Raw genomic sequence first — 21151 nt, 5'->3', positions numbered from 1 at the left:
TGGAGGAAGTGACATGACGGAAACTCTTGTGCCCGGTACCGGCGGCGCCGTGATAACCGCTGGAGCGCGGGTGGTCGACCACCCCGCGTGGCCCGAGCTCAAGGCCGCCGTGGAGGAGATCCGGCCCTGGCAGGCCAAGGACGGCTCCATCGACTTCGAGGTCGAGGGCGCGCACGGCCGTGCCACCGTCCTGGCCGCGGTGGAACGTGTGATCACGGCGGTCGAGGCGCTGTCGCCGCTGCTCCCGCACGCGGCCGCGTACCACCGGGCCCTCGTCGCCGACCTGCGCAAGTGGGCCGCGGACGACTTCAAGGTGCCGGACTTCCTCGACTCCCTGCTGGCCTTCCACCCGGCCGCCGAGCGCGCGGACGGGCTGCAGCACCTCGTCGTCTTCCCCATGTACACCCAGAACGGCAACCTGGACCGCAACCTGGAAGCCGTCGTGCTCAAGATGGTGTGGCCCGAGTGGCTCGCCGAGCTGGAGCGCACCCGGTACGACAACCCGCTCTTCCTCGGCATCACCTTCGAGGACTTCACGCCGGGCTACGACACCCACTCCGCCGTGCTCTTCCCGGAGACCATCGCCGTGCGCGAGGCCCCCGAGCGCTTCACCTGGGGTGGCATCTTCTGCGACCGCGAGGCCGCCCGCTACCGCAAGGTGACCGAGGCCGCCGTCGACATCCTGGGCATCGACCTGCCCGAGGACATCGCCCGCATGGTCGAGGACCAGGAGCGCTGCGAGAAGGCCTTCGTCCTGTGGGACATGGTCCACGACCGCACCCACAGCCACGGCGACCTGCCGTTCGACCCCTTCATGATCAAGCAGCGCCAGCCGTTCTGGATGTACGGACTGGAGGAGCTGCGCTGCGACCTCACCGCCTTCAAGGAGGCCGTGAAGCTGGAGTCCGAGGGCAACGAGCACGGCCGTGACGTGCAGTACGCCGTCCTCTTCGACCGGATGTTCCGCTTCCCGGTCTCCGGTGACCGCAACCGCAACTACGACGGCCTCGGTGGCCAGCTGCTCTTCGCCTACCTCCACAAGCACGACGTCGTGCGCTGGACGGACAACAAGCTGAAGATCGACTGGATGCGCGCCCCGCAGGTCACCAACCAGCTGTGCGCCGAGATCGAGGACCTGTACCGGGCCGGCATCGACCGCCCGAAGCTCGTGCACTGGTTCAAGGCGTACGAGCTGGTCTCCACCTACCTCGCCCCGCACCCGGGTTCCAAGTGGGCCAAGGGCCCCGACGCCCTGGACCTGACGCAGCCGCCGCGCAAGCTCGTGGACGACGTGCTTCCGGACGAGTTTCCGCTCAGCATGTTCTTTGAGGCGCTCGCCAAGAAGCTCAAGGGGACGATCGCCGCGACCAAGGGCATTACCGCCCTGAACGCAGAGCAGGCCGAGCGAGTTGCCGCGTGAGCACTCGCCCACAGGAGGCTGCACAGATGAACGGCTCCGGGAACGGCAACGGAAAGCTGCACGGAGCGGTGGTGGCGGTGGCCGGGGCCGGCGGGCCCGCAGGCCGCGCCACCCTGCTCCGCCTCGCCGAGGCGGGTGCGGTGGTCATCGCGTCGGACGCCGATCCGGCGCGGCTGGCGGAGGCCGTGGACGCGGCACGCTACGCCCACGGTGGCGCCACCATCACCGGTGACACCGTGGACCTGCTCGACCTGGACGCCACCAAGGCCTGGGCCGAGCAGACCGAGAAGGAGTTCGGCCGGATCGACGGCCTGGTGCACCTCGTCGGCGGCTGGCGCGGCAGCAAGACCTTCACCGATACGGACCTCGCGGACTGGACCTTCCTGGAGAAGCTCCTCATCCGCACGGTCCAGCACACCTCGCTGGCCTTCCACGACGGGCTGCTGCGCAGCGACCGCGGCCGCTACGTGCTGGTCAGCCAGTCCGGGGCGCACAAGCCGGTCGCCAACAACGCCGCGTACAACGCGGGCAAGGCCGCGGCCGAGGCCTGGACCCTGGCCATGGCGGACTCCTTCCGCAAGGCGGGGGGTGACGAGGGTCCCGGCGCGGCAGCTGCGATCCTGGTCATCAAGGCACTGGTGCACGAGGCGATGCGCGCCGAGCGTCCCAATGCGAAGTTCGCGGGCTTCACCGACGTGACGGAGCTGGCCGAGGCCATCGCCGGCGTCTGGGAGCGGCCCGCCATCGATGTGAACGGACAGCGTCTGTGGCTCACTCCGCAACCGTGAGAACCGAGGCAGGGAAGACCGACGCCCGGCGCCACCACGACCCGGCGGTGCGCGGGTTCGCGAGCGACAACTACGCGGGAGTGCATCCGGAGGTCCTGGCGGCCGTCGCGCTCGCCAACGGCGGCCACCAGGTCGCCTACGGCGAGGACGACTACACCGAACACCTGCAGAAGGTCATCCGCAGCCACTTCGGGCCGTACGCGGAAGCCTTCCCGGTCTTCAACGGCACCGGCGCGAACGTCACCGCCCTCCAGGCGATGACGGACCGCTGGGGTGCCGTGATCTGCGCCAAGAGCGCCCACATCAACGTGGACGAGGGCGGCGCGCCCGAGCGGATGGCGGGCCTCAAGCTGCTCGCCGTACCGACCCCGGACGGCAAGCTCACCCCCGAGCTGATCGACCAGGAGGCCTGGGGCTTCGAGGACGAGCACCGGGCGATGCCGCAGGTCGTGTCGATCACCCAGAACACCGAGCTGGGCACGGTCTACACCCCGGACGAGATCCGGGCGATCTGCGAGCACGCCCACGGGCTCGGCATGAAGGTCCACCTCGACGGTGCCCGGATAGCCAATGCCGCGGCCTCCCTCGACGTGCCGATGCGCGCCTTCACGAACGCGGTGGGCGTGGACGTGCTGTCGTACGGCGGCACCAAGAACGGCATGATGTTCGGCGAGGCCGTGGTGGTGCTCAACCCGGACGCGGTCCGGCAGATGAAGCACATCCGCAAGATGTCCATGCAGCTCGCGTCCAAGATGCGCTTCGTGTCGGTGCAGCTGGAGGCCTTGCTCGCCAAGGACCTGTGGCTGCGCAACGCCCGGCACGCCAACGCGATGGCGCAGCGGCTCGCCGCCGGCGTGCGCGAGACGGACGGCGTGGAGATCCTCTACCCGGTGCAGGCGAACGCGGTGTTCGCGCGGCTGCCCCATGAGGTCTCGCGGCGGCTGCAGAAGCGTTACCGCTTCTACTTCTGGGACGAGGCCGCCGGCGACGTCCGCTGGATGTGCGGTTTCGACACCCAGGAAGAGGACGTGGACGGCTTCCTCCAGGCGCTGAAGGAAGAGCTGGCGCGCTAGCCGACACCTCGCGGAAATCTGCATAGCTATACTCTCGACCGTAAATCTATTGATCTGCGGTCGGGGGTTTGCCTATGCTCCGGCCATGCAGCTGATCCAACAGAGCCCCGATATTCACGCCTACTTGGCGTCCGACGAGGCGATCGACCACTGGAATCCGGTCGTACAGGAAACCGCCGACACCCTGTGGTCCGCCAGCGGTGACGCATATTCATACGCCGAGGCCGCCTTCGAGTTCGTCCGCGACACCATCCCGCACTCGGGTGACTCCGGCGACCCGCGCGTCGCCTGGCGCGCGTCCGACGTCCTCGGTACGCGCAACGGGATCTGCTACGCCAAGTCGCACGCCCTCGTCGCCCTGCTGCGCGCCCAGGGCATCCCGGGCGCCCTGTGCTACCAGCGCCTCGCCGACGACGACGGAACGAACCCGGTCGTCCACGGCCTGGTCGCCCTGCGGCTGCCCGGTGGCGCGCGCTGGTCCCGCCTCGACCCGCGCGGCAACAAGCCCGGAGTGGACGCCCGGTTCGACCTCGACCAGGAACGACTGGCCTTCCCCGTACGCCCCGAACTCGGCGAGATCGACTACCCCGAGCTCTACGCCGCCCCGCACCCGGCCGCGCTCAAGGCCCTTCGGGAGTCCGCGGACCGGCCGCAGCTGTGGCGGAACCTGCCGACGGCTCTGTAGCCCCGGTGCGGGCGGGCCGTCCGGGCTGCCCGGGCTCCCGCACCACCGTCAGGGCGTGCAGCAGCGCCGACGCGAGCAGCAGTCCGGCGATCCCGGTCAGCAGCGCCGCCGCGGGCGCGTCGGCCGCGACCCCCACCAGGGCCGCCCCGGTCGACGCCGCCGTCACCTTCAGCCCCGCGCCCAGGGTGAACACCTGGGTCCGCACCCCGTCCGGCGCGTACCGCGCGCGGATCCGCAGCGTGGCCGTGAGCAGCGGCCCGTCGCACACCCCGGCGACCGCGAACAGCGCCGCCGTCACGGCCGCCGACGGGGCGAACGCGGCCGCCGCGAGAGCAGCCCCGGTCCCGGCCAGCGCCCACCGCACCAGCCGGCCGGACTCCACGGACGTGATGCGGCCCAGCGTGAGCGAGCCGCCCAGCGCGCCCACCGCGAACGCCGTCATCAGCACGCCCCCGCCGCCCGGGCTGCCGAGCTCCGTGGCCAGCAGCACCGAGACGGTGGTGAGCGAGCCGATGCCCACGAAGCCCAGGGTCGTGGCCGAGGTGACCGCCCGCAGCTCACGGACCCGCCACAGGGCCGCCAGCCCCGCGCCCAGCCCCGCCCGGGGAGCGCCCGGGACCGGGCCCGCGCCCTGGTCCTCGTACGGGAGGGTGGCCGCCAGCGCGGCCGCCAGGGCTCCGGACGCCGCCAGGACGGCCATGGCGGGCCCGGCCGAGCCCAGCGCCGCGACCAGGCCGACCGCCGCCGGCGCGGTGACGGCCGCCGCGTTGTAGGTCGCGGCGTCCCAGCCGTACGCCCGGTCCCGCCCGGGTCCTGCCGGAACCAGGCCGGTGATCAGGCTGGACAGCCCGCCCGTCACCATCGGCCCGCAGGAGCCGCCGAGCACCGCCACGGCCAGCACCAGCGGTACGGGGGCCCGGCCGAGCAGGACGGTCAGCGCCGCGACGGCCGTCGCGAACCCGGCCAGGGCGCCGACGTGGAACGGGCGCGGCCGGCGGGCCCGGGCCGCCGCGGCGCCCGCGAGCGGGGCCGCCAGGACGTGCGGGGCCAGCCAGGCCGTCAGGACGAACGCCCCGTGCGCCGCGCTCCCGGTGCGCTCCAGGGCCAGCAGCACCACGGCCATGCCCATGCCCTCCGAGGCGATGCGCGCGGCCAGTGCCGCCGCCAGGTACCGCCCGAATCCGCTCATGGACCCCTCCCCGGTATGCTGTAACGAGATAGACGCACAAGACGTTACGTCATACGCGTGTAGGGCGAAAGGATGTGGGGATGGCCGACGTGCGGGACGGCTTCTCGGCGGCCCGGAGGCTGATCGACCTCGCCGAAGCGGTCCGGGCGGCCCCCGAACTGCCGCGCGCCGAGCTCGCGGAGCTGCTCGCCGGGCACGGGGAGCGTCCCGCCGACCTCACGGAGGAGGCGTTCCCCGAGGCGAGCGCGGCCGAACTGCGCGCCGCGGCCCGGCGGATGGGGGAGGTGCTCGGGGAGAGCGATGAGGACCGCGCCGCCGAGGCCCTCAACGAGCTGTTCGCGGAGTACGGCACCCGCCCCCGCCTGACCCGGCATGACGGCCATCCCTGGCACCTGCACGTGGACCGGGGCGAGGAGGCCGGCTGGGGCGACTGGTTCCTCGCCTCGGGTGCCCTCGCGCTCGCCCGACTGCTCACGGAGTACGGGCGGATCGCCTGGGGCGCCTGCGCCGCGGCCGGCTGCGGGCGGTTCTTCCTCGCCACCGGGCCGGGCAGCGCGCGCCGCTACTGCTCCGGCAGTTGCGCCACGCGGGCGCGGGTCGCGGCCCACCGCCGCCGGAGACGGGAGGGGGCGGGGGGCTGATAGGAAACTTTCTTGTCAGACATCGTTGTCACTTGGCATGGGCATGAGTATCTTCGGGCCACCGGAACCCCTCCCACCGGAAGGCCCCCCATGCGTTTCGGAATCCCCGCCGGCCTCACCGCCCTCGCCCTCGGCCTGGCGATGACCCTGATCCCCCTCCCCACGCTCGCGGCGCCCGCGGCTCCGGCCGCCCCTACCGCCGCTCCCGCGGCCCCCGCGAAGTTCGCCCACCCCGGAGTCCTGAACAGCCGCGCCCAACTGGACTTCGTACGCACCCAGGTGCAGGCCGGCCGGCAGCCCTGGAAGGCGGCCTACGACCAGATGCTGACCAGCAGGTACGGCTCACTCTCGCGCACCCCCCGGCCGCGCGAGGTCGTCGAGTGCGGCTCCTACTCCAACCCGGACAACGGCTGCTCCGAGGAGCGCGAGGACGCCATCGCCGCGTACAGCCACGCGCTCGCCTGGTACGTCACCCGGGACGCCAGGTACGCGAAGAAGTCGATCGAGCTGATGGACGCCTGGTCCGCGAAGATCAAGGACCACACCAACAGCAACGCGCCGCTGCAGAGCGGCTGGGCGGGCTCGACCTGGCCGCGCGCCGCCGAGATCGTCAAGCACACGTACACCGGCGGCTGGCCGAACCAGGGGCGCTTCGCGCGCATGCTGCGCGACGTCTACCTGCCCGAGGTGATCGGCGGGAGGCCGAACAGCAACGGCAACTGGGAGCTGATCATGATGGACGCGGCCGTCGGCATCGCGGTCCACCTCGACGACCGCGCGAGCTACGACCGGGCGATGGCCGTCTACCTGGGGCGCGTCCCCGCCTACTTCTACCTGGCCGCCGACGGCGCGCAGCCCGCGTACCCGCCGCGCTCGTCCATCGACACGCGCGCCGAGCTGATCGACTACTGGCACGGCCAGAGCACCTTCGTGGACGGACTCGCCCAGGAGACCTGCCGCGACTTCGGCCACACCGGCATGGGGATCGCCGCGGCCATGCACGTCGCCGAGACCTCACGGATCCAGGGCCGCGACCTCTACCCGCAGTTCAAGGACCGGTTCCGGCACGCGCTGGGCTTCCACGCGACCTACGAACTCGGCGCGGCCGTGCCCTCGTGGCTGTGCGGCGGGAAGCTGACCACGGGCATCGGCCCGGCCACCGAGGTCGGCTACAACGCCCTGCACACCCGGCTCGGCATCACCCTGGAGAACACCCGCAGGCTCACCGAGGGCCGCCGCCCGGCGGGCACCGAGAACCACTTCGAGGCCTGGGAGACCCTGACGCACGCCGACAATCCGAGCTGAGGTCACGGGCTCTTGGATCCGTCAAGCCACGAGATCCAGCGGCATGACGGGACGCGGCCGGCGAGGCGTACTGGAGGGGACCATTCCGGCATCCCTCACGAGGAGAACGGCCATGACCCACCCCTTTCGCACCCGACGCCTCGCCCTGCTCGTAGCCTCGACCGCCATCGCCGCAGGAGGTGTGCTCGTACCCACGACCGCCCTCGCCGCCACCCCGACGGCGGCGCACCAGGTCGTGGCGGACGGCGCCGGCGGGGTCCGCGTCCCGGACGGGGGGCAGCAGTGGCAGTGCTTCGCCGCCCCGTGCGAACCCCCCGGCGGCACCGGCCCGGAAACGGACGGTCACGACGGGTGGGACCACCACGGCAAGGGAGGCCACGACAAGTGGAACCGCCACGACAAGTGGGGCGAGCACCGTCCCGGCAGGAACGACGACGGCGGGGTGCACGTCCCGGAGGGGGAGCCGCAGTGGCAGTGCTTCGCCGCTCCGTGCGAGCCCCCCACCGGTGCCCGGCACTGAGTGCCGGGTACCCGGGCTACCGCCTCGGCCTCCAGGACCCGGTGGTGGTCCGGGAGGCCGACGTCATGGGCGGAGGGGATCAGCCGGCCTCGCGGACCTCGGCCGCCGTCGGCGCGGTGCCGCCCAGGTGGGCCGGGAGCCACCACGAGTCGTCGGCGCCCTTCGGCTTGTCCGGGTAGGCGCGCTGCGCGGCGTCCAGCAGCTCCTGCACGCGCTCGCGCAGCCGGCGGGTGATGGCGCCGGCGTACTGGTCGGCCGGGGCCTCCACGGGCTCGCCCACGCGCATCGTCACCGGGATGTGGCTGCGCTTGAGGTTCTTCGGGCGGCCCTTGGTCCACAGCCGCTGGGTGCCCCACAGCGCCACCGGGATCAGCGGGACCCCGGCCTCCTGCGCCATGCGCGCGGCGCCCGACTTGAAGCTCTTGAGCGTGAAGGACTGGGAGATCGTCGCCTCGGGGAAGACGCCGATGATCTCGCCGGCCCGCAGCGAGTCCAGGGCGTGCTGGTAGGCGGCCTCACCCTGCTTGCGGTCGACGGGGATGTGCTTCATCGCGCGCATCAGCGGGCCGGACACCTTGTGCCGGAACACCGACTCCTTGGCCATGAAACGGACCAGCCGCTTCTGCGGCCGCGCCGTCAGGCCGGCGAAGATGAAGTCGAGGTATCCGATGTGGTTCGACACCAGGACCGCACCGCCCTTGCGGGGGATGTTCTCGGTGCCCTGCATGTCGATACGGATGTCCAGCGCGCGGAAGAGTCCGTGCGCGGCGCCGATCACGGGAGGGTAGACGAGCTCAGCCATGGTGGGGAGACCCCGCTTTCTGCCTGGGGAGGTGCTCCCGGCCGGAAGTTACGGAAGCGTAGGTACGCGACCATGGGGATCGTGCCCCATACGCGGCCCGCTGGCCAGTCCAGAAGCCCCTGCTAGGGGAGATTCTCATCACGCCGGGAATGTCGGGGGCCCGTGGGGCGCTCCGATTCACGGACGGGCGTACGAGGATGGTGTACGCGGACGAATACGGCGAGGGGAGCGCGGGGTGCCAGGGCAGGAAGACGCGCCGACCCGGCTGGGCGCGGCCGAACTGGGTGCGGAACCGGGGGAGCGGGCCAGCCTGGTGCAGTTCTCCAGCGCCTTCTGCCAGCCCTGCCGGGCCACGCGGCGGATCCTCGCCGAGGTCGCCGCGATGGTGGACGGGGTGGCGCACATCGAGATCGACGCGGAGGAGCGGCTCGAACTGGTGCGGGCCCTCGGGATCGAGAAGACCCCGACCGTGCTGGTCCTGGACTCGGCCGGCCGGATCGTGCGGCGGGCGGCCGGAATGCCGCGCAAGGTGGACGTGATCGCCGCCCTCGGGGCCGCCGTATGACGCGCGGCCCGGCAGCCGGGCGGCCCGACGCGGCGGGGCCGGGGGCGCCGGTGCGCGCGCCCGCACACAGCGTGACGCGCCTGACATCTGCCCGATCTCGCTTGACTGCGTCCACGGGAGATCGCCACGCTGGCCGTATGCGGTATGAACTCCTGCTCTACGGGCGGGTCCATGTGGACCTCGTCCGCCACGCGAGCGCGCGCTGTCGGGGCCACTGAACAGCCCGGCCCCCGATCCCCGACAGTGCCCGCGCTTCCCGCGGCAGAAGGCAGAACCCTGATGACTGCTCCGACAGTCCCGACGGTCCCGATCGTCTCCACGGCTCCGTCCCCCCGTTCCCCCCTCTCCCCCCGTTCCGGCGCCGGAACGGCCACCGACACGGCCCGCACCGGCTCGCCCGAGCTGCTGCGCTCGGTCTTCCGGCAGCACGCCGCGGGGGTCGCCGTGATCACCGCCGAGGACGGCGGCCGCCCGGTGGGGTTCACCGCCACCTCGCTCAACTCCGTCTCCGCCGATCCGCCGCTGCTGTCCTTCGCGATCTCCACCGGGGCCTCCAGCTGGCCCGCGCTGCGCGACAGCGAGTACCTCGGCGTCCACATACTCGGCGAGCACCAACGGGAGCTGGCGGGCCTGTTCGCCCGGAGCGGAGCCGACCGCTTCGGCCCGCCGACCGGCTGGGCCGCCGGCCCGCACGGGGTGCCGGTGCTGGACGGCGTACTGGCGTGGCTGGTCTGCCGGGTGGTCGCGCGTGTGCCCGCCGGCGAACATCGTGTGATCATCGCTGAGGCGGTCGTCGGGGATCCGGCCGGGGAAGGCCGCCCCCTGCTGTACCACCAGGGGCGCTTCAACGCGTTGCGCGACTGAATCGTCCCTGCTTGGAAGGGGCGGGTGGCGTTGGGCAGATCACAGTTCACCAGCCTTGCGACTTGGCGGGACCCACGGTGTACTGACGAGTAACATTCCCTTCGGAGCGCGGGCCGCCCCGACCGGGATCCGCCCGACAAGGCGCCTATGCTGCCTGCATAAGGCGGTACCAGAAAAGACGATGCGGTAGGAGAGCCGGCGTGAGCCTGAGGATCGTTGTCTGTGTGAAGTACGTGCCCGACGCCACGGGCGACCGGCAGTTCACCGAGGACTTGACCGTCAACCGTGACGACGTCGACGGCCTGCTGTCGGAGCTCGACGAGTACGCCGTCGAGCAGGCGCTGCAGATCGCCGACGAGGCCGACGATGCCGAGATCACCGTTCTGACGGTGGGCCCCGAGGACGCCAAGGACGCGCTGCGCAAGGCGCTCTCGATGGGCGCCGACAAGGCCATCCACGTCGAGGACGACGACCTGCACGGCAGCGACGTCATGGGCACCTCGCTGGTGCTCGCCAAGGCGATCGAGAAGGCCGGCTACGACCTGGTCATCACCGGCATGGCGTCGACCGACGGCACCATGGGTGTGCTGCCGGCGATCCTGGCCGAGCGCCTGGGCGTCCCGCAGGTCACCCTGCTCTCCGAGGTCAAGGTCGAGGACGGCACCGTGACCGGCCGCCGCGACGGCGACACCGCGAGCGAGCAGCTGGAGGCCTCCCTCCCCGCGCTCGTCTCGGTGACGGACCAGTCGGGCGAGGCCCGCTACCCGTCCTTCAAGGGCATCATGGCCGCCAAGAAGAAGCCGGTCGAGTCCTGGGACCTGTCCGACCTGGACCTGGAGTCCGACGAGGTCGGCCTCGAGGGCTCCTGGACCGCGGTCGACTCCGCGGCGCAGCGCCCGGCCCGTACCGCCGGCACGATCGTCAAGGACGAGGGCGAGGGCGGCAAGCAGCTGGCCGAGTTCCTGGCCGGCCAGAAGTTCATCTAAGAACCTCGGCCACCCCTCTTAGCCCCCAGACACTTCGCAATCGCAGGAGAGCAGTCCCATGGCTGAAGTTCTCGTCTACGTCGACCACGTGGACGGCGCCGTCCGCAAGCCCACCCTCGAACTGCTGACGCTGGCCCGCCGCATCGGCGAGCCCGTCGCCGTCGCCCTGGGCGCCGGTGCCGACGCCACCGCCGCGGTGCTCGCCGAGCACGGCGCGGTCAAGGTCCTCACCGCCGACGCCCCCGAGTTCACCGAGTACCTCGTGGTACCGAAGGTGGACGCGCTCCAGGCCGCGTACGAGGCCGTTTCCCCGGCCGCCGTGCTCGTCCCGTCCTCCGCCGAGGGCAAGGAGATCGCCGCGCGCCTGGCCGTCCGTATCGGCTCGGGCATCATCACCGACGCCATCGACCTGGAGGCGGGTGACGAGGGTCCGGTCGCGACGCAGTCCGCCTTCGCCGCGTCGTTCACCACCAAGTCCCGCGTCTCCAAGGGCACTCCGGTCATCACCGTGAAGCCGAACTCGGCCCCGGTCGAGGCCGCTCCGGCCGCCGGCGCCGTCGAGGCGCTCGCCGTCACCTTCGGCGCCCTGGCCACCGGCACCAAGGTCACCGGCCGCACCCCCCGCGAGTCGACCGGCCGCCCCGAGCTGACCGAGGCCGCGATCGTCGTCTCCGGCGGCCGTGGCGTCAACGGCGCCGAGAACTTCCACATCATCGAGGACCTCGCGGACTCCCTCGGTGCGGCCGTCGGCGCCTCGCGTGCCGCCGTGGACGCCGGCTGGTACCCGCACTCCAACCAGGTCGGCCAGACCGGCAAGTCGGTCTCCCCGCAGCTGTACATCGCCTCCGGTATCTCGGGCGCGATCCAGCACCGGGCCGGCATGCAGACCTCGAAGACCATCGTGGCCATCAACAAGGACGCCGAGGCCCCGATCTTCGACCTCGTCGACTACGGCGTCGTCGGCGACCTCTTCGCCGTCGTCCCGCAGCTGACCGACGAGATCAAGGCGCGCAAGGGCTGACCGCCTGACCTGCGCTTCTCTTCGTAGCATCGCTTCTTCGGGGCCGTGTGGTGATTCTCACCGCGCGGCCCCGAGTCGTTTGTCCAGGACGGCGGGGGGACCATTGACGGAGCGGAACCACGTGACTAAATTCTGCTATGCGGATCTAAGCTTCCGTGAAGCGGAAAAGAGGAGAGTGCACGATGGGTCAGCAGGAGAAGGTGGCGACGAGCCTCGCAGGCGCGGTCAGCGAGGGCATCAGCGCCTCCCTCGCGCCGGTGGACGCGGAACTCGCGCGCCACTACCCGGGCGACCCCGGCACCCGGCAGCCCATCCACACGGTCTACGTACCCGGTGACGTCTTCGCCGCGGACACCATCCGCTCCTGGGGCGACCAGGCCCTCGCCGCCCTTGACGAGCACGCCCCGGACGCCACCACCTTCGCCAAGGTGCTCGGCATCTCCGACGAGCTGGCCGTACCCGTCTACGACCGCGTCCGCGCCAAGCTGCTCAGCGAGCCCATCGAGGACCTGCGCGTCGACTTCGAGGACGGCTTCGGCGTCCGCTCCGACGGGGAGGAGGACCAGGCCGCGGCCCGCGCCGCCCGCCTCGTCTCGGAGGCCTTCTCCAACGGCACCAACGCGCCGTACATGGGCATCCGCATGAAGTGCATGGAGTCCAACGTCCGCGACCGCGGCATCCGCACCACGGACATCTTCCTCTCCGGCCTGCTGGAGCACGGCGGCCTGCCCGAGGGCCTCGTCCTGACCCTGCCCAAGGTCACCTACGCCGAGCAGGTCAGCGCCTTCGTCAAGCTGCTGGAGGCCTTCGAGACCACCCGGGGCCTGCGCCCGGGCCGGATCGGCTTCGAGATCCAGATCGAGACCAGCCAGTCCATCGTCGCCTCCGACGGCACCGCCACGGTCGCCCGGATGATCGAGGCCTCCCAGGGCCGCGCCACCGGCCTGCACTACGGCACCTTCGACTACAGCGCCTGCGTCGGCGTCTCCGCCGCGTACCAGTCGAGCGACCACCCCGCCGCCGACCACGCGAAGGCGATCATGCAGGTCGCGGCCGCCGGCACCGGCGTACGCGTCTCCGACGGCTCGACCAACGTCCTGCCGATCGGCACGACCGAGCACGTCCACGAGGCCTGGAAGCTGCACTACGGCCTGACCCGCCGTGCCCTGGCCCGTGCCTACTACCAGGGCTGGGACATGCACCCGGCGCACCTGCCGACCCGCTACGCGGCCGTTTTCACCTTCTACCGCGAGGGCCTGGAGGCCGCCGCCGCGCGCCTGAAGGCGTACGTCGCCAAGATCGAGGGCGACGTGATGGACGAGCCCGCCACCGCCAAGGCCCTGGCCGGCTACCTGGTCCGCGGGCTCGACTGCGGCGCGGTGGGCACCGACGAGGTCACCGCCCTCACCGGCCTGACCCGCGCCGAACTGGACGCCTTCGCCATCCCGCGCCGCTCGGCGACGCTGACGGCGACCAGCTGATCCCGGCTCACGGCCCGGGCGGCCCGGCCCCGGTTCACCGGGGCCGGGCCGCCGCCGTGTGCGGACCCGGCAGCATCCACAACCGCAGGGCCCCGACCGGTGCCCGGTGCCCGTTCCGTACCGGACCGGCCTTCCCGGCGGCGTCCGGATGGCAGGTTCCGACCCCGTGGTGCACGGCCACGGCCGGCATCCGGCCGTCGGGGGTGAACGTCCCCCCGATGCCGTTGCGCGCGCCGGTCAGTACGTGGGACCTCGTGTACGCCTCGGGCACGGACGGCACGGACGGCACGGACGGCGGGGACGGCGGGCCGGAGGCGGCGCAAGTCCGCCGCGAAGCGGCCCAGTTCGTCCCCGAAGGCGCTCTTCCCGTCCCTCCTGATCGGCCTCACGGCAGGCGACCCGACCCTTCCTCGGCGGTACCGGCGCGCGCCCCTGACCGTGCTCGCCGGGCTCGCCGCCGGCGGGGTGGCCGTCCCCGTGCTGCGCGGCCTGATCCGGTGAAGGGTCAGCCGGCCGGGGGGAGTTCGCCCGAGCCGCGGGGGATCAGCCGGGTCGGGAGCTCGATGCGGGTCGGGGTCAGGTCCGCGCCCGCGAGGCGCTGGAACAGGCGGTCCGTGGCCACCCGGCCCAGGGCCGCCGGGTCCTGGGCGACCACCGTCACGCCCGGGCGGAGCAGATCGGCCAGCTCGAAGTCGTCGAAGCCGACCAGCGCCACCGGCCGGCCGTGCGCCGCGAGGACCCGTACCACGGTCACCGTCACCCGGTTGTTGCCGGCGAAGACGGCGGTCACCGGCTCCGGGCCCCCAAGCATCGCCGCGGCCGCCGCCGCGACCCGCGCGGGGGCCGTGGACCCGAGCGAGATCCAGGATTCCGCCACCGGCAGGCCCGCGTCCGTCATCGCCGCGCGGTAGCCGCGCAGGCGCTCCGCCACCGTGTGGATGCGGGGCTGGTCGCCGATGAAACCGATCCGGCGGTGGCCGCCCGCGATCAGGTGGGCCACCCCGCCCCGGGCACCGCCGAAGTTGTCCGACAGCACCACGTCCGCGTCGATCCGCCCGGCCGGGCGGTCCACGAACACCGTGGACACACCGGCCCGCATCTCCGGCTCCAGATAGCGGTGGTCGTCCCCGGCCGGGATCACGATCAGCCCGTCCACCCGGCGGGCGCACAGCGCGAGCGCCAACTCCCGCTCCCGGTCCGGATCCTCGGCGCTGGAGCCGTTGATGAGCAGCGCCCCGTGCGCGCGGGCCACCTCCTCCACCGCCCGGTTCAGCGGGCCGTAGAAGGGATCGGCGAGATCCTCCAGGACCAGGCCCACGGTGGCGGTACGGCCCTTGCGCAGTACGCGGGCACTGTCGTTGCGGCGGAAGCCGAGGACCTCGATGGCCGCCTGGACCCGGCGTTCGGTCTCGGGGGTCACCCCCGGCTCGCCGTTGACCACGCGCGACACCGTCTTCAGGCCGACGCCCGCCTGGGACGCCACGTCCTTCATGGTCGGCCGGTTGCCGTAGCGGGGCTCGGACGGGCGGCGGTTGTGGGGCACGGTGGCGAATCCTCCGGGGCTCACGTGCAGGGCTGTGACCTTGAGGATAAGCACTGGGCCGATCGTGAGGTTTTCGTGGCAGGCTGGGGCGGGCAAGCCACTGGGGGCTCCGGACGAGCCATGGGGAAAGGGGTAGACGTGATTGTCTGGATCAACGGCACGTTCAGCGCCGGAAAGACCAGCACGGCCCGCGAACTGACCGGAATCCTGCCGGACAGCACCCTGTTCGACCCGGAGTTCATCGGCGACGCGCTGCGCGTGCTGCTGCCGCCCAAACGACTGGCGGAGGTCACCGACTACCAGGACATCCCGAGCTGGCGGCGGTTGGTGGTGGACACGGCCGCGGCGATGCTCGCCGAACTGGGCGGGGTGCTCGTCGTACCGATGACGCTGCTGCGGCAGGAGTACCGGGACGAGATCTTCGGCGGGCTGGCGGCTCGGCGGATCCCGGTGCGGCATGTGTTGCTGGCTCCTGCGGAAACGATCCTTCGGGAGCGGATCGCGGCACGGCAGGAACCCGGGGAGCCCGCGGAGGTCGAGCTCCGGGTCCGCCGGTGGGCGTACGACCACATCCCGGTCTACCAGCAGGCCCTCGGCTGGCTGACCGGCGACGCGCACGTCATCGACAACGGGGTGCTGACCCCGCGGGAAACGGCGGAGCGCATAGCCGAGGCCGTCCGCTCGGAGACGGCGAAGGTCTGCGACATCGTGCAGACCCCGGAGCCCACCCGGGAGACGGTGGCGGCCGGGGTGCTGCTCTTCGACGAGCAGGACCGGGTGCTGCTGGTGGATCCGACGTACAAGGCGGGCTGGGAGTTCCCGGGCGGAGTCGTCGAAGCGGGCGAGCCACCCGCGGCCGCGGGCGTACGGGAGGTCGCGGAGGAACTGGGCGTCGTACTGGAACGGACGCCCGGGCTGCTGGTGGTCGACTGGGAGCCACCGCAGCCGCCCGGCTACGGCGGGCTGCGCCTGCTCTTCGACGGCGGCCGCCTCTCGGACGAGGCGACGGCCCGGCTCCGGCTGCCCGGCCCGGAACTGAGGGCCTGGCGCTTCGTCACGGAGGCCGATGCCGCCGGTCTGCTCCCGCAGCACCGCTGCGAACGCCTGCGCTGGGCCCTGCGCGCCCGCGAACGCGGCCGCCCCCTCTACCTGGAGGCGGGCGTCCCCACCGGCTGATCCGCCCGCCCCGCCGGACGCAGGGCGGCGGCGACGAGGCCTTCGAGAGCCTCGCGCGGCACGTCGCCACCGTTGACCAGCCGGTCGAATACCAGCCCGTCGATGCAGGTCAGCAGGGTGTGGGTGCGGTTCTCGACGTCCGTCACGCGCACGCCGTGCCCGGCGAGGAACAGCCGGACGGCTTCGCGGCCGGCGTTCTCGCGCGGTACGAGGATCTCGCGCAGCTCAGGGTCGCGCACGCTCTCCACGGTGCAGGCGTACCGGGCGAGCGAGCGGCGGCGGCCCTCTCCGGTGAGCCGGCGGCGGGTGAGCAGCGCCATGCCGTCCACCAGTTCACCGGCGGTGCGCAGGAGGGGGAACTGCTCGGCCGTCGTCTGCAGTTCCGCCTGATCGAGGTGGACGAGCCGGGTCACGAGCCCGGTGAGCAGTGCGGCCCGGGTGCGGTAGTACGCCGACGTGGTGCCGGGCGGCATGGCCGCCCGGCGGTCGACCGCGCGGTGGGTCAGGCCGCGCATGCCCTCGTCGGCGAGTACGTAGAGAGCCGCGTCCGCGAGGAGGGTGCGCCGATCGGTAGCCATGGTTCCCATGGTCCCTTTCTACACCTGTAGTAACCCCGCGGTGGCTCGGATAGGGTCGTCCTTCTACAGGTGTAGAAGGAGTGGGGTTCGCCATGGGCAACACGGCAGTGGTCGTCGGAGGGGGCATCGGCGGGCTGGCCGCCGCGATCGGTCTGCGCCGCATCGGCTGGGACGTGACGGTCGTCGAGCGCGCCGGTGTGCCGGCCGACGCGGGAGCGGGCATCTCGCTGGCCGCCAACGGCCTCCGGGCGCTGGACGAACTCGGCGTCGGCGAGGCTCGGGCAGGGCGCCTGTCAGGCGCTGGAGGACGCGGTCACCCTGGCCGCCGCGCTCACCGCCGAACCCACCGTCGAGGCGGCGCTCGTCCGCTACGACGCCGAACGCCGACCGCGCAGCCAGGCGGTCGCCAAGGCCGCACGGCAGGCCGGGCGGATGGGCCACCAGCTCGCCCACCCGCTGGCCGTCGCCCTGCGCAACACGGCGATGCGGCTGACCCCCTCCCGCACCGCCGTGCGCATGATCCTCCGGCACCACGCCTGGGAACCACCGAGGCTGGGCTGACCCGCGGTGCTCGCCGGGAGCGTGCGGGCGGCCCCGGGGGCCGAGCCTCAGCCGGAAGCGGCCGCCTCCCGGGCCGCCTTGACGAGGGCCTCCGCCGTGTTCTCCGTCAGCGGATCGCCGTGGCCGAAGCAGGCGGTCGAAGGGGCGAGCGAGGCCAGGCGCTGGAAGGTCTCGATCGCCCGGGCGCGGTCCACGTTGAAGACGCCCAGCATCAGCGGGCCCACGGCCGCGACGCAGTCACCCGTGAACAGCACGCCGTGGCGCGGAAGGTGGATCCCGATGCTGCCGTCCGTGTGGCCCGGGGCGTGCACCACGTACGCCCCGTCCCCGAAGCCCAGCGCGTCCCCGTCCTCCAGCTCCCGGTCGACCGGGGTGGGCGGGGCCTCGGGGACGGCGGTCAGGGCGTGCGCGTACAGCGGGAGCTCCCAGTCGAGCAGCACCGGTTCGGGAACGGGCCGCTCTCCCCGGATCACCGGCGCGTCCAAGCGGTGCGCGAGCACCTGCGCGCCCCAGCGGGCGGCGAGCTCACCGGCCGCGCCGAAGTGGTCGCCGTGGCAGTGGGTGAGGACGATCCGCTCCAGCCGCTCGGGCGCCAGCCCGAGGGAACGTATCGCCTGCTCGATCCCGTCGGCGGATCCGGCATGGCCCGCGTCGATCAGGGTGAGGGCTTCCCCGTCCTGCCAGAGGTAGGCCTGGCCGATGGGGAAGCGGAGCATGTGGAGCCGGTTCGGCAGCACTTCGACAAGATCCATACGGTCAACGTACGGACGGCCGGGCCCGTACGGCGCCGAGTTCGCCGGGAGCGCAGTACGCCCAGGGCGCACTGCGCCCTGGGCGCACACGATGCGGCCGACACCGCCCGCCGGGGTCAGGCGCGCTTGGACTCCGCGTAGTTGACGAGGAAGAGGGCCTCCGCCACCGACAGGCGCTCCAGCTCCTGCGGCGACACGCTCTCGTTGACCGCGTGGATCTGCGCCTCCGGCTCGCTCAGACCGATCAGCAGCATCTCCGCGTCCGGGTACAGGGAGGTCAGCGTGTTGCACAGCGGGATCGACCCGCCCATGCCACTGATCTGCATCTCCTGGCCGGGGTAGGCGGCCTCCAGGGCCGTGCGCATCGACGCGTACGCCGGACTGTCGGTGTCCGCCTGGAACGGCTGGCCCTGGCCGACGACCTCGAGTTCGAGGCGCGCCTTCCACGGGGTGTGCGCCTCCAGGTGGGCCTGCAGCAGCTTGACGGCCGCAGAGGTGTCCACGCCCGGCGGCACCCGCAGGCTGATCAGAGCGCCGGCGCTCGCCTGCACCGACGGCGTCGCGCCGACCACGGGCGGGCAGTCGATGCCGAGGACCGTGACGGCAGGGCGGGCCCACAGCCGGTCCGCGATCGTGCCCTCGCCGATGAGCTCGACACCGTCCAGGACCTTCGCGTCGGCGCGGAAGTCCGCCTCCGGGTACTGCAGGCCGTCCCACACCTCGTCCGAAGCCAGCCCGTCCACGGTCGTCGAACCGTCCGCCGCGCGCAGCGAGTCGAGTACGCGGATCAGCGCGGCCAGCGCGTCGGGGGCGGCGCCGCCGAACATGCCCGAGTGCAGGTTGCCGCCCAGCGTGTCGATCTTCACCTTGACCAGGCACATGCCGCGCAGGGTGGCCGTCACCGTCGGCAGGCCGAGGCGGAAGTTCCCCGCGTCGCCGATGACGATGGTGTCGGCGGTCAGCAGCTCCGGGTGCGCCTCGGCGTACTGCTGGAGGCCGCCGGTGCCCTGCTCCTCCGAGCCCTCGACGATCACCTTCACGCTCACCGGCACACCGCCGTTGGCCTTCAGCGCGCGCAGCGCCAGCAGGTGCATGATGAACCCGCCCTTGCAGTCGGCCGCGCCGCGCCCGTACCAGCGGCCGTCGCGCTCGGTCAGCTCGAAGGCGGGGGAGGTCCAGGCCGCGTCGTCGAGCGGCGGCTGGACGTCGTAGTGCGCGTAGAGCAGCACGGTCGGCGCGCCCTCGGGGCCGGGCAGGAAGCCGTAGACGGACTGGGTGCCGTCGGGGGTGTCGAGCAGCGCCACGTCCTGGAAACCCTCGGCGCGCAGGGCGTCGGCCACCCAGTTCGCGGCGGCCTCGCTCTCGCTCTTGGGGAACTGCGCCCAGTCCGCCACCGACTGGAAGGCCACCAGCTCGGTCAGCTCCTGCTTGGCGCGGGGCATCAGCGAGGCGATGGTCTCGGCGATCGGATTCTGGGACATGGGCACGCTCCTTTTGGGTGCGACGTTGTTCTCCGTGTACGCCGCCCGCATCCGCGGGGTGTGCGTATGCCGGGTACGGCGAAAGACATTCTTGATCCTCGCACAGCGGGACCGGGCGGTGTCTCGCCGTAGGATTTCCCCGGCATCGGAGCAACCGGGTGATCAGGAGCGGCAACACATCGTGAGCAGCGACGACGACGTACGCGACGCAGACGCAGGCGCGGGCGCAGGCATGGACGCAGGGGCGGGCATGGACGCGGGTGCAGACGCAGACGCAGACGCAGACGCAGGCGTGGGCACGGGCACGGGGCGGGACGCCCGGCGGGCTGCCGACGAGGCGGGCGACGAGGCCGCCGGGGAGACCGGCGAGGTGTGGGACGTGGTCGTGGTCGGGGCGGGACCTGCCGGGTCCTCGGCCGCGTACGCGGCGGCGACGGCCGGGCGGCGCGTCCTGCTGCTGGAGAAGGCCGAACTGCCCCGCTACAAGACCTGCGGCGGCGGCATCATCGGCCCCTCGCGCGACGCGCTGCCTCCGGGCTTCGTACTGCCCCTCAAGGACCGCATCCACGCGGTCACCTTCTCGATGGACGGGAAGCTGACCCGCACCCGGCGCTCGAAGCACATGCTGTTCGGGCTCATCAACCGCCCGGAGTTCGACGCCGGCCTGGTCGCCGAGGCGGAGAAGGCCGGCGCCACCGTCCGTACGGGTACGGCCGTGGCCCGCGTCGAACAGCACGGGGCGGCCGTTCCCGACCGGCGCACCGTCGCCGTGGTGCTCGCCGACGGGGAGACCGTGCTGGCGCGCGCGGTGGTCGGCGCGGACGGCAGCGCGAGCCGGATCGGTGCGCACGTCGGGGTGGAGATGGACCAGGTGGACCTGGGCCTGGAGGCGGAGATCCCCGTTCCCGAGACGGTCGCGGAGGACTGGAAGGGGCGGGTGCTGATCGACTGGGGCCCGCTGCCCGGCAGTTACGGCTGGGTCTTCCCCAAGGGCGACACCCTGACCGTCGGGGTCATCTCGGCCAAGGGTGAGGGCGCCGCGACCAAGCGCTACCTGGACGACTTCATCGCCCGGCTCGGACTCGCCGGCTTCGAACCGGCCGTCTCCTCCGGGCACCTGACCCGCTGCCGCAAGCCCGATTCGCCGCTCTCGCGCGGCCGGGTGCTGGTGGCGGGCGACGCGGCCGGACTGCTGGAGCCGTGGACCCGGGAGGGCATCTCCTTCGCGCTGCGCTCCGGGCGGCTGGCGGGGGAGTGGGCGGTGAAGATCTCCGAGGCGCAGGACGCCGTGGACGCGCGCCGCCAGGCCCTCAACTACGCCTTCGCGGTGAAGGCCGGGCTGGGCGTGGAGATGGGCGTCGGCAAGCGGATGCTGAACCTCTTCGAGGTCCGGCCCCGGATGCTGCACGCGGCGATCACCGGATTCGGTCCGGCGTGGCGGGCGTTCGCCCGGATCACGCGGGGCTCGACGACGCTGGCCGACCTGGTGCGTACGTACCCGCTGGCCCGCAAGGCGCTGCACATGATGGACGCCCGGCAGGCGGCGGCCCGCAGCGGCGGCCAGGGCTAGTCCCTGCCATGCGCGGGAGCGGCGGAGGCACGGCCGACGGTGCGGGCACGGGCGACGGTGCGGGCACGGGCGACGGTGCGGGCACGGGCGACGGTGCGGGCACGGGCGACGGTGCGGGCACGGGCGACGGTGCGGGCACGGGCGACGGAC

Annotated in this window: 21 protein-coding genes and 2 pseudogenes; 16 read left to right on the top strand and 7 right to left on the bottom strand. The window is 72.5% G+C overall.

Going from position 1 to position 21151, the window contains the following annotated elements; genetic code table 11:
* The first annotated feature begins 13 nt into the window (after positions 1-13).
* The 4 genes from ACFY04_RS18780 (at position 14) to ACFY04_RS18765 (ending at position 3966) form a co-directional block, all read left to right on the top strand.
* Complete coding sequence (locus ACFY04_RS18780) at positions 14-1420, top strand: DUF6421 family protein (RefSeq protein WP_389117991.1); 1407 nt, start codon at positions 14-16, stop codon at positions 1418-1420.
* 26 nt (positions 1421-1446) lie between these two features.
* Positions 1447-2208, top strand: coding sequence for an SDR family NAD(P)-dependent oxidoreductase (locus ACFY04_RS18775; protein WP_389117989.1), 762 nt, complete (start codon positions 1447-1449; stop codon positions 2206-2208).
* Complete coding sequence (locus tag ACFY04_RS18770; RefSeq protein WP_051773584.1) at positions 2187-3281, top strand: low specificity L-threonine aldolase; 1095 nt, start codon at positions 2187-2189, stop codon at positions 3279-3281. Before ACFY04_RS18775 ends, ACFY04_RS18770 begins: the two co-directional genes overlap by 22 nt.
* Positions 3282-3366: 85 nt before the next feature.
* Entirely contained in the window at positions 3367-3966 is a 600-nt protein-coding gene (locus tag ACFY04_RS18765; protein ID WP_389117987.1) for a transglutaminase family protein, read from the top strand.
* Here ACFY04_RS18765 and ACFY04_RS18760 read toward each other — a convergent pair.
* Positions 3902-5155 (bottom strand): MFS transporter, encoded by a 1254-nt coding sequence (locus ACFY04_RS18760; protein ID WP_389117985.1) that lies wholly within the window; start codon positions 5153-5155, stop codon positions 3902-3904. The two genes, ACFY04_RS18765 and ACFY04_RS18760, sit on opposite strands and share 65 nt — an antisense overlap.
* 80 nt (positions 5156-5235) lie before the next feature.
* On the opposite strand from ACFY04_RS18760, the gene ACFY04_RS18755 reads away from it, so the two are divergent.
* The 3 genes from ACFY04_RS18755 (at position 5236) to ACFY04_RS18745 (ending at position 7621) form a co-directional block, all read left to right on the top strand.
* A complete protein-coding gene (locus ACFY04_RS18755) occupies positions 5236-5796 on the top strand; it encodes a CGNR zinc finger domain-containing protein (RefSeq protein WP_389117983.1) in 561 nt (186 codons plus the stop codon).
* A gap of 90 nt (positions 5797-5886) precedes the next feature.
* The gene (locus ACFY04_RS18750) at positions 5887-7101 is read left to right on the top strand and encodes an alginate lyase family protein (protein ID WP_389117981.1); all 1215 of its coding nucleotides are present in this window, start codon (positions 5887-5889) and stop codon (positions 7099-7101) included.
* Positions 7102-7213: 112 nt separating this feature from the next.
* Complete coding sequence (locus ACFY04_RS18745) at positions 7214-7621, top strand: hypothetical protein (RefSeq protein ID WP_389117979.1); 408 nt, start codon at positions 7214-7216, stop codon at positions 7619-7621.
* Between the two features lie 79 nt (positions 7622-7700).
* Here the strand turns inward: ACFY04_RS18745 and ACFY04_RS18740 are convergent, their stop codons facing one another.
* Entirely contained in the window at positions 7701-8423 is a 723-nt protein-coding gene (locus tag ACFY04_RS18740) for a lysophospholipid acyltransferase family protein (RefSeq protein ID WP_389117977.1), read from the bottom strand.
* Positions 8424-8658: 235 nt separating this feature from the next.
* Here ACFY04_RS18740 and ACFY04_RS18735 point away from each other — a divergent pair, with 235 nt between their 5' ends.
* From ACFY04_RS18735 to ACFY04_RS18715, 5 genes are all read left to right on the top strand, one after another.
* Entirely contained in the window at positions 8659-8988 is a 330-nt protein-coding gene (locus tag ACFY04_RS18735) for a thioredoxin family protein (RefSeq protein ID WP_389117975.1), read from the top strand.
* Between the two features lie 279 nt (positions 8989-9267).
* Complete coding sequence (locus ACFY04_RS18730) at positions 9268-9852, top strand: flavin reductase family protein (protein ID WP_389117974.1); 585 nt, start codon at positions 9268-9270, stop codon at positions 9850-9852.
* Positions 9853-10052: 200 nt separating this feature from the next.
* Positions 10053-10838 carry an electron transfer flavoprotein subunit beta/FixA family protein gene (locus ACFY04_RS18725; RefSeq protein WP_030012969.1) on the top strand — a complete coding sequence of 262 codons (786 nt, stop codon included), beginning with the start codon at positions 10053-10055 and terminating at the stop codon, positions 10836-10838.
* Positions 10839-10896: 58 nt separating this feature from the next.
* The gene (locus tag ACFY04_RS18720; RefSeq protein ID WP_202202861.1) at positions 10897-11859 is read left to right on the top strand and encodes an electron transfer flavoprotein subunit alpha/FixB family protein; all 963 of its coding nucleotides are present in this window, start codon (positions 10897-10899) and stop codon (positions 11857-11859) included.
* A 182-nt stretch (positions 11860-12041) separates the two neighbouring features.
* Positions 12042-13340, top strand: a complete 1299-nt coding sequence (locus ACFY04_RS18715) for a DUF6986 family protein (RefSeq protein WP_389117971.1) — start codon at positions 12042-12044, stop codon at positions 13338-13340.
* A 34-nt stretch (positions 13341-13374) separates the two neighbouring features.
* On the opposite strand, the gene ACFY04_RS18710 is transcribed toward ACFY04_RS18715, so the two are convergent.
* Both ACFY04_RS18710 and ACFY04_RS18705 read right to left on the bottom strand, forming a co-directional pair.
* Positions 13375-13620: a hypothetical protein gene (locus ACFY04_RS18710; protein ID WP_389117970.1), complete on the bottom strand. Its 246-nt coding sequence runs from the start codon at positions 13618-13620 to the stop codon at positions 13375-13377.
* A gap of 225 nt (positions 13621-13845) precedes the next feature.
* Positions 13846-14832, bottom strand: coding sequence for a LacI family DNA-binding transcriptional regulator (locus ACFY04_RS18705; RefSeq protein ID WP_389118153.1), 987 nt, complete (start codon positions 14830-14832; stop codon positions 13846-13848).
* Between the two features lie 189 nt (positions 14833-15021).
* Between ACFY04_RS18705 and ACFY04_RS18700 the strand changes: the two genes are divergently transcribed.
* Complete coding sequence (locus ACFY04_RS18700; RefSeq protein ID WP_389117968.1) at positions 15022-16059, top strand: NUDIX domain-containing protein; 1038 nt, start codon at positions 15022-15024, stop codon at positions 16057-16059.
* Here ACFY04_RS18700 and ACFY04_RS18695 read toward each other — a convergent pair.
* Positions 16029-16637: a TetR/AcrR family transcriptional regulator gene (locus tag ACFY04_RS18695; RefSeq protein WP_389117965.1), complete on the bottom strand. Its 609-nt coding sequence runs from the start codon at positions 16635-16637 to the stop codon at positions 16029-16031. The genes ACFY04_RS18700 and ACFY04_RS18695 overlap by 31 nt on opposite strands.
* A 92-nt stretch (positions 16638-16729) precedes the next feature.
* On the opposite strand from ACFY04_RS18695, the pseudogene ACFY04_RS18690 reads away from it, so the two are divergent.
* Both ACFY04_RS18690 and ACFY04_RS18685 read left to right on the top strand, forming a co-directional pair.
* Positions 16730-16801 (top strand): annotated as a pseudogene (locus ACFY04_RS18690) (hypothetical protein); the annotation flags it as partial.
* A gap of 109 nt (positions 16802-16910) precedes the next feature.
* Positions 16911-17198: pseudogene (locus ACFY04_RS18685) on the top strand (FAD-dependent oxidoreductase); the annotation flags it as partial.
* A gap of 47 nt (positions 17199-17245) precedes the next feature.
* Here the strand turns inward: ACFY04_RS18685 and ACFY04_RS18680 are convergent.
* Positions 17246-17950 (bottom strand): MBL fold metallo-hydrolase, encoded by a 705-nt coding sequence (locus ACFY04_RS18680; RefSeq protein WP_389117964.1) that lies wholly within the window; start codon positions 17948-17950, stop codon positions 17246-17248.
* Positions 17951-18066: 116 nt separating this feature from the next.
* On the bottom strand, positions 18067-19431 hold the full coding sequence (locus ACFY04_RS18675; protein WP_389117963.1) for a dipeptidase: 1365 nt from the start codon (positions 19429-19431) through the stop codon (positions 18067-18069).
* Between the two features lie 370 nt (positions 19432-19801).
* Here ACFY04_RS18675 and ACFY04_RS18670 point away from each other — a divergent pair, with 370 nt between their 5' ends.
* The gene (locus tag ACFY04_RS18670; protein WP_389118151.1) at positions 19802-21001 is read left to right on the top strand and encodes a geranylgeranyl reductase family protein; all 1200 of its coding nucleotides are present in this window, start codon (positions 19802-19804) and stop codon (positions 20999-21001) included.
* The last annotated feature ends 150 nt before the right edge of the window (positions 21002-21151 follow it).

The sequence above is a fragment of the Streptomyces sp. NPDC001549 genome, assembly GCF_042894025.1.
Taxonomy (GTDB): Bacteria; Actinomycetota; Actinomycetes; order Streptomycetales; family Streptomycetaceae; genus Streptomyces; species Streptomyces kutzneri.
This window is presented reverse-complemented; position numbering and strand designations above follow the sequence as displayed.